The organism is Algivirga pacifica (assembly GCF_039543525.1).
In the GTDB taxonomy this organism is placed as follows: domain Bacteria; phylum Bacteroidota; class Bacteroidia; order Cytophagales; family Flammeovirgaceae; genus Algivirga; species Algivirga pacifica.
The window spans coordinates 23731-40863 of sequence record NZ_BAABJX010000001.1 but is presented as its reverse complement, the minus strand read 5'-3'; the positions used below and the strand labels follow the sequence as shown (position 1 = coordinate 40863).

General features: G+C 39.9%; 14 protein-coding genes. 8 read left to right on the top strand and 6 right to left on the bottom strand.

Annotated elements, in window-relative coordinates; translation table 11 throughout:
- Window positions 1-22: 22 nt before the first annotated feature.
- The 4 genes from ABD985_RS00175 to ABD985_RS00160 form a co-directional block, all read right to left on the bottom strand.
- The gene (locus ABD985_RS00175; RefSeq protein WP_345368382.1) at window positions 23-1249 is read right to left on the bottom strand and encodes a pyridoxal phosphate-dependent aminotransferase; all 1227 of its coding nucleotides are present in this window, start codon (window positions 1247-1249) and stop codon (window positions 23-25) included.
- A gap of 209 nt (window positions 1250-1458) precedes the next feature.
- Window positions 1459-1809: a hypothetical protein gene (locus tag ABD985_RS00170; RefSeq protein ID WP_345368381.1), complete on the bottom strand. Its 351-nt coding sequence runs from the start codon at window positions 1807-1809 to the stop codon at window positions 1459-1461.
- Window positions 1810-1971: 162 nt separating this feature from the next.
- Window positions 1972-2604 (bottom strand): glucosaminidase domain-containing protein, encoded by a 633-nt coding sequence (locus tag ABD985_RS00165; protein WP_345368380.1) that lies wholly within the window; start codon window positions 2602-2604, stop codon window positions 1972-1974.
- A gap of 594 nt (window positions 2605-3198) precedes the next feature.
- The gene (locus ABD985_RS00160; RefSeq protein WP_345368379.1) at window positions 3199-4500 is read right to left on the bottom strand and encodes a hypothetical protein; all 1302 of its coding nucleotides are present in this window, start codon (window positions 4498-4500) and stop codon (window positions 3199-3201) included.
- A gap of 565 nt (window positions 4501-5065) precedes the next feature.
- Between ABD985_RS00160 and ABD985_RS00155 the strand changes: the two genes are divergently transcribed.
- The 5 genes from ABD985_RS00155 to ABD985_RS00135 all read left to right on the top strand — a co-directional run bounded on the left by ABD985_RS00155 (window position 5066) and on the right by ABD985_RS00135 (window position 10736).
- Window positions 5066-5947, top strand: coding sequence for a prephenate dehydrogenase/arogenate dehydrogenase family protein (locus tag ABD985_RS00155; protein ID WP_345368378.1), 882 nt, complete (start codon window positions 5066-5068; stop codon window positions 5945-5947).
- A 161-nt stretch (window positions 5948-6108) separates the two neighbouring features.
- Window positions 6109-6888: a tetratricopeptide repeat protein gene (locus tag ABD985_RS00150; RefSeq protein ID WP_345368377.1), complete on the top strand. Its 780-nt coding sequence runs from the start codon at window positions 6109-6111 to the stop codon at window positions 6886-6888.
- 286 nt (window positions 6889-7174) lie between these two features.
- Window positions 7175-8425, top strand: a complete 1251-nt coding sequence (locus ABD985_RS00145; protein ID WP_425550427.1) for an RluA family pseudouridine synthase — start codon at window positions 7175-7177, stop codon at window positions 8423-8425.
- Window positions 8426-8684: 259 nt separating this feature from the next.
- Entirely contained in the window at window positions 8685-9989 is a 1305-nt protein-coding gene (gene eno, locus ABD985_RS00140) for a phosphopyruvate hydratase (RefSeq protein ID WP_345368376.1), read from the top strand.
- Between the two features lie 162 nt (window positions 9990-10151).
- On the top strand, window positions 10152-10736 hold the full coding sequence (locus ABD985_RS00135) for a TetR/AcrR family transcriptional regulator (protein ID WP_345368375.1): 585 nt from the start codon (window positions 10152-10154) through the stop codon (window positions 10734-10736).
- A gap of 359 nt (window positions 10737-11095) precedes the next feature.
- On the opposite strand, the gene ABD985_RS00130 is transcribed toward ABD985_RS00135, so the two are convergent.
- Entirely contained in the window at window positions 11096-12214 is a 1119-nt protein-coding gene (locus tag ABD985_RS00130; RefSeq protein ID WP_345368374.1) for a TRAP transporter substrate-binding protein, read from the bottom strand.
- A gap of 45 nt (window positions 12215-12259) precedes the next feature.
- Here ABD985_RS00130 and hemW point away from each other — a divergent pair, with 45 nt between their 5' ends.
- The 3 genes from hemW (at window position 12260) to ABD985_RS00115 (ending at window position 16498) form a co-directional block, all read left to right on the top strand.
- The gene (gene hemW, locus ABD985_RS00125) at window positions 12260-13390 is read left to right on the top strand and encodes a radical SAM family heme chaperone HemW (RefSeq protein WP_345368373.1); all 1131 of its coding nucleotides are present in this window, start codon (window positions 12260-12262) and stop codon (window positions 13388-13390) included.
- Between the two features lie 179 nt (window positions 13391-13569).
- Window positions 13570-15189 (top strand): aspartate:alanine exchanger family transporter, encoded by a 1620-nt coding sequence (locus ABD985_RS00120; protein ID WP_345368372.1) that lies wholly within the window; start codon window positions 13570-13572, stop codon window positions 15187-15189.
- Between the two features lie 217 nt (window positions 15190-15406).
- On the top strand, window positions 15407-16498 hold the full coding sequence (locus ABD985_RS00115) for an aminotransferase class V-fold PLP-dependent enzyme (RefSeq protein WP_345368371.1): 1092 nt from the start codon (window positions 15407-15409) through the stop codon (window positions 16496-16498).
- Between the two features lie 81 nt (window positions 16499-16579).
- On the opposite strand, the gene ABD985_RS00110 is transcribed toward ABD985_RS00115, so the two are convergent.
- Window positions 16580-17038, bottom strand: coding sequence for a DUF4920 domain-containing protein (locus tag ABD985_RS00110; protein WP_345368370.1), 459 nt, complete (start codon window positions 17036-17038; stop codon window positions 16580-16582).
- Window positions 17039-17133 lie beyond the last annotated feature (95 nt).

Here is a 17133-nt window from a genome sequence, read left to right as displayed (position 1 = left end):
ATTATATCAAACCTATGACCTTTTACTGATTACGTTTTTCCAATAAAGACAAGGCTTTTTCGATTCGGTCACAAGCTTCTCTTAGCTCTTCATCAGAAGCAGCGAAGGAGATACGAATACAGTTCGGTGAACCAAAGGCACTTCCGGCTACAGTAGAGACATGGACTTCTTGCAGGAAGTACATTGCCAAATCATCGGAATTGTTGATGGTATAGTCTTTATAAGAGGTACCAAAGTAAGCACTGATATCTGGGAAGATATAAAAGGCACCCGTCGGAAGGTTGGTTTTCACTCCCTCGATTTGGTCTAGTCTTTCTTTTACTAACCCTCTTCTTCTTTGGTAAGCTTCCTTCATAGTGAGAGCACTATCCATAGGTCCATTGATCGCGGCAATACCCGCACGCTGTGCGATAGAGCAAGTTCCTGAGGTAAACTGCCCTTGCATTTTATTACAAGCCTTCGCGATATGCATAGGCGCTGCCATATACCCCAATCTCCATCCAGTCATCGCATAACCCTTAGAGAAGCCGTTGATGATGATTGTACGTTCTTTCATGTAATCAATGGCAGCCATGCTATGGTGAGCTCCTTCGAAGTTGATGAATTCGTAAATTTCATCAGAGATCACATAAATATCCTCTCTTTCTTTCAGCACTTCAGCCAGTGCTTGAAGTTCTGCCGCATTGTATACCGCTCCGGTAGGATTACAAGGGGAAGAGTAGAGTATAGCCTTGGTTTTTGGCGTAATCGCATTCGCTAATTGTTCTGCAGTTACCTTAAAGTCATTATCCAATGTACCTTCAACAAGGACAGGAGTGCCTTCAGCAAGTTTTACTTGCTCAATATAAGTAACCCAATAAGGAGTGAATATAATAACCTCGTCGTCTTTATTGATAATGCTCAATAGTGCATTGGCAATAGATTGCTTGGCACCCGTAGAGACCACAATTTGCGCTGGGTCATAAGAAAGGTGGTTATCCCTTTTTAATTTATCGGCAATTCCCTGACGAAGCTCAGGATAGCCCGGTACGGGAGGGTATTTAAAGTACTGTCCTGATTGTATAGCTTCAACAGCAGCATCTTGTATATGTTTTGGAGTAGAGAAATCAGGCTCTCCCAGGTTTAGCTTGATCACGTGGTGTCCTTCATCCTGAAGCTCACGGGCCTTAACAGCCATTACAATAGTCGCAGACTCTTCCAAGCGATTGATTCTTTCCGAGAGTCCTTGAGGGTTTAATCCTTCCTTCATAAAAAAACGATCCTTTGTTTGTTGGTTTATAGATGGAGTAAGGTTACAAAAAAAACAAAAAACTTACCCCTAAAAATTAATAAATAATGCAGAGCTACAGAAAAGGTGTTGATTCGTTGAATTTCTCCTTCAGAGAGTTGAATTCAATCAACAATTCAACTCGAATCAACTCACCAAAGGTGAAATTCAACAAATCAACGATTCAACATCTATAAGACAGGGAGTTCTTCAGGGATGGTTTGTACCCCACACTCTCCTTCTTCTATAACGAGAACAATATGCTGTTGCTTTCGGTGAATCTTTCCTTTGAAATCATATTGCTGATCACAATGTGTAAGACTGAATAGGTAGCTTTTTTGGGGGAGGGAAGTTTTGATAATGCCATCACCTTGATAGCTTTTAAGAAGCTCACCATCTTCGTTGAAGATGTCTAGTGTTGCAGGGAGTGGTTTTTGTGTTTTGCTTAAAATCTCAACGGTAACCTGGGCTGTTGTATTTTCTGTAATAGGAGAAAGGCTCCATAAGCCAGCCAATAGCAAAGGTAGGAGGTATGGGTACATGGTGGTAGTAGGGGTTAGGGTAAACTATTAGGTTGTCATAAATAATACATTAATGTTTTTACATATACAATTATTTAACTTTTCGACTCAGGGAATAAAAAAAGGTCTTCAGGAAAAATTCCCGAAGACCTAATTCTTTTATACGTACTATTTTAATTCATTTTACATCTCGTTAAGCGGTTGCTTGATGGAATATCCATACACTACTTCTTGCTTAAAACCATCTTGGTTCCCAAGGGCTTGTAGTGTTCTGAGCTCATCCACAATAGGAGCCACTAGATACAGTACCTTCAAGGACAATTGTTCATAATTTTTGTTGGTGGCATAGCCTCCTTTGACGATCGCCTTGATCTGTTTTCGAGGGTCTATGGAATTAAATAAACCTTGGGAGCGGTATGTTGGATAGTTGGCAAGAACTTTGCAATAATCCTCAATAGCGTTTTGAAGGTTTTCATATACCCTGTAACGACGGTAGCGCTTTTCACCATTATCATAAACCAGCTTACTGTTTTCCTTGGAAAGGGACATGATATTAAAGATTCGGAAGTCTTCTCTCAATGTCCACCCTTGTTCTACAATTGCTTGGGTAATGGCTACTTTTGTGTTGATACCATATTTCTGACAAACGGGGTCAAAAGCATAAAAAAGCTTTGTGACGTACTCCTTCTGAGTAGTGTTTAGTCGGATAGATGGTCTCTCGGATTCTGGTAACAACGGGTCACCAGAGTTGGCAAATGATTGATTGATGATCAACAAACCCCACAACACAGTTAGTGCGCAGATCAGTCTATTCATCGAAGAAACATTTTGGTAAATGATCTAAAGCTAATAATTGGCTTTAGTGCTGATTTTCAGCGGCTAAATTCTAATGATTTAATCTTAATTGGAACTCAAAGGTAGAATAAAAAATCAAACTACAAAACCCATTTTATAGGGATAAATGAAGAAAAATAAGGGTTTTTAGATGATTTTATTGTACTATTTAAATATGGCGGAATTTTATAGGGTTATATAAAGTGTCGTTTGTACATTTTATAGCGTATATACTGTTATGAGCTGAAGAATATAGTAGGATATTTTAAAATATTATATGGTATTTTACTCAGTTGTGAAAGTTTGTTTGGAACTTGTGAGTATTCCCTGCTTTATTGACTAGTGAATCCACACTTGTTGAAATTTTTAAATACTGTGAGAGAGGGCTTTATCAACAGATAACATATTACACCCTGATTAAAAGTGTCTTTTTAGTCCATAAAAAAAACACATCATTAACGTTGAAGTAACGAATGATGTGCTTGTGTATATCTTATACCTCTGTATTTAAGAGATATAACCTGTTTGTTAACAAATATTTAATCTTAAAGGGAACTTTTGAATAAAAACCAAAAGCTAAACCTTTCCTAAACTTTTCTTATTGACCCAAATCTTCAGGGCATCCAGCACTTCCTGAAGGGAGTAATAGACACCTGCCTGTATTTCCCTCACGCCATTACTAGCTGTTACTTCATAGGTGTCTTCTGATGTAAGGAATGAAATGTATAGCGTAAGGTATTCTCCTTCTACGGCCAGTTCAATAAAACCATCTGTTTTATTTCCATTACTGTAAAGATGTGTACGATTATCCTCTGATAGACGATATTCTATTTGTTGCTTTAAGTTACTCAATTGGTTCTGCTGATAACTGGCAGAGGTATTCATCTCATGATAAATATCCATCAGTTTCCCAGCAATCTCCTCAGGGTCGCTACTTTGAGCGAAAATGGCATAGTAATGATGTAGCGATAGAATATATTCTTTCTGCTTCAGGTCATATTGAATATTCAATTTATGCGCCCAGGGTGTGATACACTCCAGGTACATAGGTGCTGGGATGACATCAGCCAGATCAAAAGTCTGGTGCCATACATGATAGAAAAACTGTTCATTATGTACCAGATGGAGTTGTCTTAAGACAGAACGGTCAAGTAACTGTAAAACTGCTGTAAGCTTACTGCGGATGATATGGTTTGCCGCTTTGGTGGGATCAAAGTAGTTCATTGACTCCCAATTTCCTTCCCAATTGAAAAACTCCAGGTTGCTTAGGCGTTTTTTATAGTCAAAAACAGAAGGTTGGTCCAGCACATACCCAGGGTAGTAATATTCCTTGTTTAAGGAAAGGGCATATTCAACCTCTCTCAGCATCGTCGTAATACCAATGCTTTGTGGCTCGTAAGCAGGGTTAAAGATGGCAAGAATACTACAAATACTTTTTTCACCTACATCAAAGAAACTTACCCCTGCTAGTGTATCTCCATCATATAATGAAAGCTCCCAAGTTTCAAAGGGAGTCATATTACTACTTTCCTCTATAAAATAACTTTTGAGGGTTTTAGGTGAGTTCTTGGACTTGAAACGCATGCGGTGCGTTTGGTACATTTCCTCTTTTTCTTCTGTAAAAGTAATGGGTTGGATTACCTGTGTGAGGAAACTATTTCGCCTAAGAAGTTTACGTTGACTTCTGGAAAATGAAAATCCATTCAATTGAGCCCTTAGAGGCACGACAGAGTAGATTTGTTCCCGAAAGTGAATCATCTCATATCTAGACATGAGACTTCCATCTCGGAACCAGCCATTTTCCAAATAGTCATCCAAGGCCTTCCCATTACATACTTCTGGCATATCAAACTCGAAAATCATACTCTGGATACTCATGGTTGTTTGTTGCTTGGAAAATAAGACTGATAACTTTCTAGTAGACTGAACGCCAAGCAAACTTATAGTTAAGTGTTACTTTTAAGGGGTTTAAGGAAGAAGGATAAAGGATTACTATCCATAGGTTCCTATTCCTTCCTCCATTTGGAAGTAGTACTTAGCTATAAGTTTACTTAATAATCAATCCATTAATATAGACTCCTTCTCAAAGGAGGTGTAACGTGCTTAGCAGGGTAAATCGTCTGCTTCTTTTTTAATATTACTGTATTTTTTTTCATTATTCGAAAAAAAACAGAATTTTACATGGTTGCTTTGCCTGACCTTGGTCAAGGTGCCTTTCACACTGTATCAGCACATGTTTTTTATGACTTGCCCCGTTACAGCTGACATAGAGGTGTCTACCGAAGTATTATAGAAGGAAATCGTTCAGGAACGTCCTTACTATAGATATTGGCAAGATGCCATAATTTACAACAATAATCACAATTATGATACATAGGCCTGTGTAAAGGGCTGTATTTTGGGTTAATTTAAATAGTAGAGAATTTTTAAACTTCAATAACAGGTGAACTTACAGAGCAAGAAAATAGGAGTGATAGGAGGAAGCCAGGGACTGGGAAGCTGGTTTGTAACGTATTTTCGGTCGAGACAGGTAGAGGTTACGTTTACTTCTACGGATGAGTATTCCGAGATGGCCTCCAATAAGGAATTGGTAGAATATGCGGATATCATTCTGTTGGCTGTGCCTATTTCCTCTATGGTGCCTGTATTAACAGAAATCTACCCTTTGCTTCATGGAAAGGTATTGATAGAGATTTGTAGTGTGAAAAAATTCTTGATTGAGCATTACGAGCAGTTAAGACAACAATACCCAGCAGTGGAGTTAGGATTCTGTTCTATACACCCTATGTTTGGCCCAAGAATACATTCGCTGACGGGACAAGTGGTATTGTTCAATCATCAGGAAAATCTAGAAGCCAATACCCTATTGGGATTGAAGGATCTACTACAAGCCGATGGCGCAGAGTTGTATGAGATTCCTTATGTAGAGCATGACAAGATGATGGGTATTGTACAAGGGTTGAATCACTTTAATGTATTTGTCAGTGCGAGAACTTTGGCACGTTTTGAGGGAGATTTTGAGGATATCAAAAAAGTAGCCTCGCCTCCTTACCGTATCTTTATCGTTTTCTTTACCCGTTACGTACTTCAGAACCCTTTGCTGTATGCGGATATTCAAATGAATAATGAATATGTGTTTGAGGTCGTAAGAATTTTTAGGGATGAGATGAATCGCTTGTTTGATATTATACAAACACGGGATAGACAAGGTTTTGTTAATTATATAGAGGAAATGCAACCGTACTTCCAGCAGAATGAGCAAGACCGAGAGGTATCTACTCATTTGATTGAACAGCTTGGTGTGTATTTGGAGAAATTAAATTAAAAAGTAAAAGGTAAAAAGTAAGAGGTATAAGGTAATAGTATTGGAATACCTCTTACCTTATACCTTTTACTTTTTCCCTTATTTACTTAAACTTTTTTGATAACAAACAGATTATATAGTAATTGCGAACCTTGTAATTAAGAGAGGAAGGAAAATATATTATGGAACAAGCAGCATACAAGAAAGCTTTACAATATATAGAACAAGGGAACTATACCTTGGCCATTAAGGAGTTTGATAAGTCACTAGAGGCTTCTCCTCATCATTTTGAAGCATATTATAACCGCTCAGCGGCTAAATATAAAGTACAGGATCTTGCGGGAGCATTACAGGATATCGATAAGGCATTGGAGTTAGTACCTGATAATGCGGATGCCTGGTCGCATCGTGGTATTGTACAACATATGTCTGGTAATAGTCAGGCGGCCATCAAGGATTTTGATAAGGCACAGCAACTAGAGCCTGAGAATGCTTACAGATATTCTAGTAGAGCCTTTATTAAGGCTGCCATGAAGGATGTAAAAGGAGCCGTTGCAGATTATGAGCAAGCGCTTAAGTTAGATCCAGAGGATGCCATCGCACACAATAACCTAGGCTTGTTGGAAGAACAGGCAGGGAAGATTGAAGCCGCTAAGAAACGTTTCCAGAAAGCAGATGATTTAGCCGGCATTCAGCATAAGGATCAGGAGTTTGAACGTCCGGATATGGATGAGTTGATCAAGGAATGGAAGAAGGAGCAAGCTGAGGCAGAGGCTGCTTCTACCCCAGCAGCAGACCAAACGGTTGCCCATACCATTAAGACGGAAGCTGTGGCGATTCGCCCCAAGCATTACTGGCAAATTATCAAGGGAGTGTTTTCTCAAAAAGAGCTGTGGAGTGAGTTTGTGGGGTTTGTCAAAAATGGCTTTCAATTGAAGGAAGAAGATAAGATTGAAAAATAACTGATTGTTCATGATGTTTAATTGAGCTTCGCTCGTTCATGATGTTTAGTTGTTGTGTTTCAAAAATCCATGAAATGGATTTTAATTGTCTCAACTAAACACTATGAACGAGCGAAGCTCAATTAAACATTATGAACAAAAAATAGACCTCTCAATGAACCTTCATTGGGAGGTTTTTTTTATACCTATATGGCGCAGTCATATTTAGACTAACTTAATAAGATTCATTATCTTTGCAGGTACGTTATTTTGCAAACAAGTGTACGTACCGATACTCCACATAATTATGTTGGAGACTTATACTCAAAACCATATGCAAAAAGGGATGTCAGATAAAAATAAAGAGCAAGAGGAGCTATCCCAAGAGGGTAACACTCAGGATTATAACACACCAGTACAAGACCAGAAAGAGGAGACGCCTTTGGTCGCCAAAGAAGAAGGGGAGGGCAAGGAACTTGACTTTTATCTGGAGGAAGAGATGGACACAGAGGGGGAAAAGCTGGTCGATGAGCAAGAGGAGGCGTTGCACCCCAAAAAGGAGGATAAGAAATTCGATGAAATGCGTTTGGAGGTAGACATGGGACAGTCTATGCTGCGTATTGATAAGTATTTGTCCCTTAAGATTCCAAACCTTTCCAGAAGTCGAATTCAGAGTGGCATTCGAAATGGAGATGTTATTGTTAATGGCCTTCCTGTAAAAACAAACTATAAGGTAAAGGGTGGTGATGTAGTCATGGTGATTATGCCACCAGAGAAAGGAGTAACAGAAATTGTTCCTCAGGATATACCTATTCGTATTGTTCATGAAGATGATCAAATCATTATTGTGAATAAGGAAGCTGGAATGGTGGTGCATCCGGGACATAATAACTGGAGTGGTACTTTAGTAAATGCATTGATGCACCATGTGAAGCACTTGCCTACCGCTTTTAATGCAGAAGACAAGCCGGGATTGGTACACCGTATTGATAAGGATACCTCTGGACTGTTGGTGACTGTAAAGACGGAGCAAGCCATGAACCATTTGGCTAAGCAGTTCTTCCACCATACTATTGAGCGTACCTATTATGCGTTGGTATGGGGAGAGCCGGAAGAAGATCAAGGAACGATTGATAACTATATCGGTAGAAGCCAGAATGATCGCAGGGTCAGTGTCGTTTACCCTAACGAAGATTATGGGAAGAGAGCGATCACACATTACAAGGTGCTGAAACGTATGCGATATGTCTCTTTGGTGCAGTGTAACCTGGAAACAGGAAGAACACACCAGATCAGGGTGCATATGAAACACTTGGGGCACCCACTGTTTGGAGATGTGATGTATGGTGGAAATAAGATCTTAAAAGGGACTCGTACGTCCAAGTATAAGCAGTTTGTAGAGAACTGTTTATTGCTGTTGCCAAGACAAGGATTACATGCCAAGTCATTAGGGTTTGAGCACCCTACAACCGGGGAGTGGATGCAGTTTGATTCCGACTTACCGGAGGATATGGTAAAGGTGATCGAGAAGTGGGAGAAGTACGTGAAATATGTATAGTAAGAACTAAGGATAGGCTGTTGATTCTGAGGAGTCAACAGCTCTTTTTTATCCCTAAAAAATATTTTCCTGATTAGTGTAGGAGTTACATTTATATACTTCTTTGATTATCAGGAGCCCTTTGGGGGAAGATGTCAATAAAAAGCTTATTCTGTGCGAAATGTTAACTTTAAAATTGACATTTATCATGTTTTTTGTGCTGTAATGGGGTTTATATTGTCGCAAAGTTCGTTTCAAACCAAATAATTTTATATAAATAATGAGTTTTATTCAAAACATCCACGCAAGACAAATCCTTGATTCAAGAGGTAACCCAACTGTAGAAGTAGAAGTATGGACTGAAGGCGGTAAGATTGGCCGTGCAGCAGTTCCTTCTGGAGCATCTACTGGTGAACACGAAGCAGTAGAGCTAAGAGACGGTGGGGATGCATACTTGGGTAAAGGTGTAACCAAAGCGGTTGACAATGTAAACAACATCATCGCTGAAGAATTGATCGGTTTTTCTGTATTCGAGCAAAACTTGATCGACAAGATCATGATTGAGCTTGACGGAACAGAGAACAAGTCTAAGTTGGGTGCTAACGCAATCCTAGGTGTTTCTTTGGCAGTAGCTCAAGCAGCAGCAGCTGAGTTGGGTCTTCCATTGTACAGATACGTAGGGGGTGTTTCTGCAAACACATTGCCAGTACCTATGATGAACATCATCAACGGTGGTTCTCACTCGGATGCGCCTATCGCATTCCAGGAGTTCATGATTCAGCCTATCAGCGCAACAGACTTCACGACAGCAATCCGTATGGGTGCTGAGGTATTCCACCACTTGAAGAAAGTTATCCATGACCGTAACTTGAGTACTGCAGTAGGTGATGAGGGTGGTTTTGCACCAGCATTTGATTCTACTGAGGATGCATTGGATAGCGTATTGTTGGCGATCAAGAACGCAGGATATGAGCCAGGAAAAGATATCACTTTGGCTTTGGACTGTGCTTCAGCTGAGTTCTACGTGGATGGAAAGTATGACTACACTAAATTCAACGACACAAAAGGTGGCGTGAAATCTCCTAAGGAGCAAGCAGAGTTCCTTGCGGAGCTAGTAGGAAAATATCCTATCACTTCAATCGAGGATGGTATGGATGAGAACGACTGGGAAGGATGGAAAATCCTTACTGACCTGGTAGGAGACAAGTGTCAGTTGGTAGGTGATGACTTGTTCGTAACAAACGTGAAGCGTTTGAGCGACGGTATCGACCAAGGTGTTGCAAACTCTATCTTGATCAAAGTAAACCAAATCGGTACGTTGACAGAAACGATCGCTGCAGTTGAAATGGCACACAGAGCAGGATATACTTCTGTAATGTCTCACCGTTCAGGAGAAACAGAAGATACTACTATTGCTGACTTGGCAGTAGCGTTGAACTGTGGACAAATCAAGACAGGTTCTGCATCAAGATCTGACCGTATGGCGAAATACAATCAGTTGCTTAGAATCGAGGAGAGCCTAGGAGAAGTTGCTCAATACCTAGGATTGGGTGCTTTCAAGCAGAAATTCGATTTTGCTAAGTAATATTTAGCATTATAATACTGAATTACAGAAAAAAGCCTTCAGGGATAACCTCCTTGCAAGGCTTTTTTCTTTTCTTTAAAGCCTAATTTTTATAGCTTTACCGGATCAATTTGTTTGAAAATATATTCAAACCAATATCTTCATCAACTCAAATTTTTTGATATGGCCAAAAGCATAGACGAAACGAAACTAGAGAGAATTAAGCAAGCAACAATAGAAATGGTAGTTACGAAAGGGTACGGAGGTGCTTCCGTTTCGTCTATTGCCAAGAAAGCACAGGTGGCGGATGGCTACTTGTACCGACACTTCCCAAGCAAGAAAGCCTTAGTACAGTTCCTATATGGCTCACATATCGATCAGTTCCGACAAATGGTGTATGAAATCATGGAGAGTAATAACTCTTTTGATACTATCATCTTTGAGTTTAATAAGGCTATTTATGAGATGACCAACGAGAATCCTTCTAAAGCGATGTTTATCAACATGCTGATGAATGACTATACGTTCTTGATGTCAAAGGATATGCGCTTGCGTATTCCTGAGTCTTTCGATAAGCTACTGGAAAGAGGACAAAAATCGGGAGAGGTAGATCCTAACTTGTCATTGGAGGAATTTACGTCAGTATTCCCTGCAATCAGTATTGAATATGCTTCTTCTAGGGTGAAGAAGATTTTTTCAGAAGAGAAGTTAACCGAGGAGGATGCCCGCAAGGTGACAAACCTTTGTATGAAGGCATTACGCCCCTAGATTAATATTTGACACTCGTTACATAATGCCAAAGTAAACTTGTTGATAGTGTTGTGTCGTAATTGCTTTGTCGTTTATAATGTTTAGTCATATCTTAATAAGGTATATGGAAATATTACAACTAAACATTACGAACGAGCGGAGCTCAATTAGAGCTTGTTTGGAATCCATATTTTGAGAATAAAACTTCTATAAATTGACTGATAAAGTCCTGATTTGAGCCTAATAGTGGTTCTATTTGGGGATAATCAGGGTTTTATCAGTCAAAATTAGAGGAATTTTATTCCAAAAGATGTGGTTCCAAACAAGCTCTTAAACATTATCAACAAGTACTTTGAACAGTGTACTTATATTAGAAATTACCACTTCCTCATAACATTGGAAGAAATCTCTTCCCAGGCATTGATTTCCTGTTTAAATGTCCTGAAGTTATCGTATACCTTTTGAGCAAAAGGGTCACTATCCACTAATAAGGATAACTCCTCTTCAGCATATTGCTTTAAGTGAGCCAATACCTCTTCCGGGAATGGCAATACCTTGGCGTCACTTTCGGCCTTAATCTTCTTAAGGTATTCATTATTTTTGGCTTCAAATTCTGCATGAATCAATGTATTGTATTTCAAGGCAGTACTTTTTACCATTTCCTGTAGTTCAGCGGGAAGTTCTTCCAGTGCTTTTTTATTGCAGATGAGCTCTAGTACAGAGCCTGGTTCATGCCACCCTGGGTAATAGTAGTATTGGGCAATCTTATGGAATCCCATCAGATAATCGTGATAAGGACCAATCCATTCGGTAGCATCAATCACTCCTCTTTCTAAGCTAGTATAGATTTCTCCTCCAGCTAGTTGAACGGCAGCTCCTCCCGCTTTGGCAAAGACTTTTCCACCCAATGCAGGAATACGCATTTTTAGCCCTCTAAGGTCGTCAACTGTATCTATTTTTTTGTTGAACCAGCCGCCCATTTGCACGCCTGTATTTCCACAAGGAAAAGGAACAAGGCCTAGCGGTTCATAAAGCTCTCTCCAAAGGTCCCAACCACCTCCATGAAGTAACCAGGCATTCATCTGATCCGCTAACATTCCAAAAGGAATAGAAGTGAAAAATACAGAAGAGGGCATTTTTCCTGACCAATAATAGGCTGCGCAGTGGCCCATTTGTACAGCACCTAGCTGTACGGCATCAAATACCTCCATGGCAGGGACCAGTTCTCCGGCACCAAATACCTGTATCTGTAATCGTCCTCCAGATAACTTTTCTAATTCTTTAGCCATCTCGTTGACGGCTGTACCAAGCACAGGAAAATTGGGTGGCCATATCGTAACACATCTCCATTTATAGGTTTTGGAGGAAGTCTGTAGATGAGGCGTACTTTTTTCTGAAGTGTTTTGGGTGCAGGCAGCAGTTAGTCCTGTCGTAGCAAGTAACCCCGCAGCAGAGGTTGCTTTTTTTATGAAGTTTCTTCTCTTTAACTTTGTCATAAGCTTAAAAATCCTACTCCCTCTAAAAATAATTAAAATATCTATATGTCCGGAATTTATATACATATTCCTTTCTGTAAGCAGGCGTGTTATTACTGTGACTTCCATTTTAGTACTAACCTGAAGTTGAAGACAGACCTTGTGCAAGCAATTGTAAAGGAGTTGGAGATGCAGCAGTATTATTTAGGTAATCCTTCTCAATTGAAGACCCTTTACTTTGGGGGAGGGACTCCTTCTTTGCTAAGTAAGGAGGAATTACAGCAGATTATGGAAGCAGTGGAGCAATACTATGATTGCTCTATGCTAGAAGAAATTACTTTGGAGGCTAATCCGGATGATCTAAATGCCTCAAAACTTCAGGATTTAGCAGAGGTTGGTATCAATAGATTGAGTATTGGGATACAGTCCTTTCATGATCCATTCCTGAAAATGATGCATCGGGCACACAACGCCCAAGAGGCGGATACTTGTGTGAAGCTAGCACAGGATGCCGGAATTGAAAATATTTCTATTGACCTGATTTATGGAATTCCAGCAGATACTCATCAGTATTGGGAGGAGGACCTTCAAAAGGCAATGGCTTTGAAAGTTCCTCATATATCATCCTATTGTCTTACCATTGAGGAGAAAACAGTATTAGGAAACTGGACTAAGAAAGGTCGTTTCAAGCCTGCCGAAGATGAGTTTTCAGCTACGCAGTTTGAACGTTTACTAGAGGTAATGAAAGAAAATGGGTATGAGCATTACGAGATCTCTAATTTTGCTCAACCAGGGATGTATTCGAAGCACAATACCGCTTATTGGCAGCAGAAAAAATATCTTGGAATTGGACCTGCAGCACATTCTTATAATGGACAAAGTAGGCAGTATAACATTGCCAACAATTCAAAGTATACCCAACAAATCCATCAAGGAATCATTCCTGCAGAGCGGGAGCAGTTGACAGTGAAGGATCAGGTCAATGAGTACCTTCTGACGACCTTGAGAACCATGTGGGGTAGTGATATGGCATATATAAAGAATACTTACCAAGTAGACATTCCTAAGCAATTTCAAGCGGTCCTAAAAGATATGGAACAAAAAGGATGGATTCGATGGAAGGGGAGTTTATTGCAGTTGACAGAAAATGGAAAACTGATGGCTGATATGGTATCGGAGAATTTATTTTTATTATAGCCCACGGCAACGCCGTTGGGCAATGGTAAAATTTTCCAAATAAATTGTACTATGATTAATATCAATAGGTGATTTTAGTGATTGTTCTACAGTGAGATTAGCCGTTTCTTCGTCCTTGGAAGACTTGTGTTTTCTATGACAAACAATGGTAGAACGATTATAGACTGTATTAAAGCTTTATGGAAAAGATACTTGAACTACTTCAAGTAGATTATGTGGCACTATTTCTCATTATAGGTTTGGGGATTTTGCTGGGGAAAATTAGTGTAAAGGGGATCTCTTTTGGTGCTTCGGCAGTGATTTTTGTGGCGATTTTCTATGGTTTCATTTTAGATAAATTACAGTTACAGATGGCGATGCCTTCTATTGTACAGAAGGTAGGATTAGTGCTTTTTATTTTTACAATTGGAATGCAGGCAGGCCCATCTTTCTTTGAGGCTTTCAAGTCCCAAGGAAAGAACTTAATTATTTTAGCCATACTAACGGTATTGACGGGAAGTATAGTAACAGTGGTTTCCTCTTATGCATTTGATATAGATTTCAAGCTAGCCGTAGGGTTATTGACGGGGGCTTTGACCAGTACACCGGGTTTGGCAGCGGCTATTGACGCTTCGGGGTCCTCGGTAGCTTCTATTGGGTATGGTATTGCATATCCGTTCGGGGTGATTGGGGTGATTCTATTTGTGAAGTTAGCACCAAAGCTGTTTCGTGTGAATCTGGATACTGAAGAGAAAAGGTATGAAGAAAGTACTTCTTCAGAGTTTCCTGAAGTATTGAATAGGAATTTCATTGTATCTAATGAAAATGCCCACAAGAAAACGTTGAAAGAACTCAATATTCGTTTTATGACCAAGGCGAATGTCTCCAGGGTAATGCGTCCAGACCAGGAGCCTAAGTCTCCTACACCCGATACGGTCATTTATAAAGGAGACTTGGTCAGAGCAGTAGGAACAGAAGATGCTCTGAGAAAGGTGGAGATTTTATTGGGAGAGCCTACCGATATCAAAATTCCTAGAAGTGGGCAATATGAAATTCGTTGGTATGTGGTGTCCAAAAGGGATATTGTAAACAAGAGTTTGAAAGAGCTGGCACTACAAGATAACTACCTGGCGACGGTAACCCGTATCCGTAGGGCTGGTGTGGATATCTCAGCAAGGCCATCGCAACGATTGCGTTATGGTGATAAGTTATTGATTGCTTCCACCAAAGGTTATGTAGATGGGCTGACACAGTTGTTAGGAGATAGTATCAAACAGGTAGAAACGACGAGTTTCTTGCCTGTAGCGCTTGGTATTATTGCAGGGGTCTTACTGGGTAAGTTGAATATACCAATCCCAGGAGGAGGAACTTTTTCATTAGGATTAACAGGAGGTGTGTTAATTGCAGCACTTTTACTTTCTCGCCAAGGAAAAACAGGGCCGATTATATGGAACTTACCGAGTGCAGGGAATTCCATCTTGAGACAATTTGGTTTGTTGCTTTTCCTTACACCTGTAGGGGTAAGTGCCGGGGCCAAGCTGGTAGCGACGATTGAAGAGTATGGATTTGGGTTATTTGGAATAGGTGCCTTGATCACATTAATCCCTATGGTTCTAGTGGTGATCTTAGGGAGGTTCTGGTTCAAGAGTAATTTCCTATCTATTCTTGGTGCATTGACCGGTGGGATGACGAGTACACCAGGACTTAGTGCCGTCGATGGTATGACAGACAACGATGCACCACAAGTGGCTTATGCAACCGTATATCCATTTGCCTTGGTAATGATTATTATCTGTGCGCAAATTGTTGCTACGCTCTAAGAGCTTGTTTGGCATATTGGTTTAGGAAGGGGCGCCCACAAGGGGCGCCCTTTCTTTCTTCTCTCTTTTTCTATGTGTGCTGTTCCATCAGTGATCAAACGACTTTTCCCTATTTATAGGGATATTCTTTTTTTGTAAGAGTGGAAGTATAATTTACACAAGGCTTTTTTGTAGTTTTAGGGCAATTCATTTGTAACATTTTGAGAGTTTTTTTTACATGAAAAACAAGCGCTATTACCTTACGCCAGGACCTAGTGAATTGTACTTCACTGCCGCAGAGCATATGCAATATGCTTTACGAAATGACTTGGGATCTATTTCTCACCGTAGTAAGCAGTTTCAGGAGATTTTTCAATTTACAACTGCGCAATTACGCCAATTACTGAATATACCTTCTTCTTATCACATCGTATTTACAGGCTCTGCCACTGAGGTATGGCAACTGTTGCTAGCGAATTGCACGGAGCAGTCTACCTACCATTTTGTCAATGGGTCATTCTCTAGCCGTTTCTATGAATTTGCTAAAGAGCTCAACCGAAATGCCCAGAAACTGGAGGTGCCTTTTGGAGAAGGCTTTGATATTTCAGAGGCGAATATTCCTGCCGAAACAGAGATGATCTGTGTGACACAGAATGAGACAAGTGCTGGAACCTGCATGCCAGTGGAGGATATCAATACCTTAAGAAAGGAACATCCAGAAGCACTATTGGTTGTGGATGCGGTATCGGCAGTGCCTTATGCACCTATTGACTTTGAGCAGATTGATAGTTTATTCTTCTCTGTGCAGAAAGGAATGGGGTTGCCTGCAGGCTTAGGAGTGTGGATCTTTAATGATCGCTGTGTAGCTCGCTTTAAGGCGTTAAAAGAAAAGGGACAGGTTGTGCCTCCTTATCATGCAATGGACACCATGCTGAAGAATGCAGAGAAGCATATGACACAGGCGACTCCTAATGTAATTGGTATTTATACGCTTGGTAAGGTAGCGGAAGACATGAACCGCCGTACAGTCGAGGTAATCCGACAAGAAACGGTGTTCAAGGCAGCTACAATTTATGGATTGCTGGAGAGACATACGAAGTTTAAGCCATTCGTAAGGGAGGAAAAACATCGTTCTCAAACAGTGATTGTCGCTGATATTATAGATGAGGACTATACCGCTGCAACAGTTATAGAGAAATTGGAAGCACACGGTATTGTTGTAGGAAAAGGATACGGAGAGTTTAAAGATAAGCAAATTCGAATTGCGAACTTCCCTACACATTCTAAGGAAATCTTCTACCAGTTAGCAGACGTACTAGAAACTTTATAATGATCAATTTTCAATTATTAATTTTCAATTTTCAATAACCAATCATTGAAAATTGAAAATTAATAATTGATCATTGAAAATTTATTCAATGATTACGCCATCGGCATAAAATACCACACGTTCTTTCGGTGCTGTAATAGCATCAATTTCTTCTTTGCTTTTTCCGGCATCTTCTGCCAGGTGTTTTAGCTCTGCTACAGAGGTCACCTCTCGAATAGCTTTTCCTCTTACGATAGTATTACCCTCCTTAAGTCCTTTGGGTACAAAGAAGCCATAATCTTTAAACTTGACCATCATTTCAGAGTTGTCATCCAGACGTACTTTCATCCAGCAGCCTTTCATAGGACAAGTATCCAAAATCTCTCCTTTTAGTTTAATGTCAGTAAGGGAATCTTGATCAGCAATTTTAGATGAAAACTTTTTGGTGGAGAGAATACGCTTTTTATTGATTTTTTCTCCGTAGTAAGCCGTGTCTTGAGCTGTGGCAAACGTACCTATAAGTAAGGCCAAAGCAGCTAGTAGTAGTGTTTTGATTTTCATAGTAAAAGTTAAGTTATAGATAAGGATAGATGATGTCTATTGAGAGGGACAAAGATTCTAAATGCCTTAAAAATAAAAAACGATCTCCTTATAGT

Coding starts and splice junctions, on each gene's coding strand:
- ABD985_RS00175 (WP_345368382.1), bottom strand. CDS start 1,249: ATGAAGGAAGGATTAAACCCTCAAGGACTCTCGGAAAGAATCAATCGC.
- ABD985_RS00170 (WP_345368381.1), bottom strand. CDS start 1,809: ATGTACCCATACCTCCTACCTTTGCTATTGGCTGGCTTATGGAGCCTT.
- ABD985_RS00165 (WP_345368380.1), bottom strand. CDS start 2,604: ATGAATAGACTGATCTGCGCACTAACTGTGTTGTGGGGTTTGTTGATC.
- ABD985_RS00160 (WP_345368379.1), bottom strand. CDS start 4,500: ATGAGTATCCAGAGTATGATTTTCGAGTTTGATATGCCAGAAGTATGT.
- ABD985_RS00150 (WP_345368377.1), top strand. CDS start 6,109: ATGGAACAAGCAGCATACAAGAAAGCTTTACAATATATAGAACAAGGG.
- ABD985_RS00145 (WP_425550427.1), top strand. CDS start 7,175: ATGTTGGAGACTTATACTCAAAACCATATGCAAAAAGGGATGTCAGAT.
- eno (WP_345368376.1), top strand. CDS start 8,685: ATGAGTTTTATTCAAAACATCCACGCAAGACAAATCCTTGATTCAAGA.
- ABD985_RS00135 (WP_345368375.1), top strand. CDS start 10,152: ATGGCCAAAAGCATAGACGAAACGAAACTAGAGAGAATTAAGCAAGCA.
- ABD985_RS00130 (WP_345368374.1), bottom strand. CDS start 12,214: ATGACAAAGTTAAAGAGAAGAAACTTCATAAAAAAAGCAACCTCTGCT.
- hemW (WP_345368373.1), top strand. CDS start 12,260: ATGTCCGGAATTTATATACATATTCCTTTCTGTAAGCAGGCGTGTTAT.
- ABD985_RS00120 (WP_345368372.1), top strand. CDS start 13,570: ATGGAAAAGATACTTGAACTACTTCAAGTAGATTATGTGGCACTATTT.
- ABD985_RS00115 (WP_345368371.1), top strand. CDS start 15,407: ATGAAAAACAAGCGCTATTACCTTACGCCAGGACCTAGTGAATTGTAC.
- ABD985_RS00110 (WP_345368370.1), bottom strand. CDS start 17,038: ATGAAAATCAAAACACTACTACTAGCTGCTTTGGCCTTACTTATAGGT.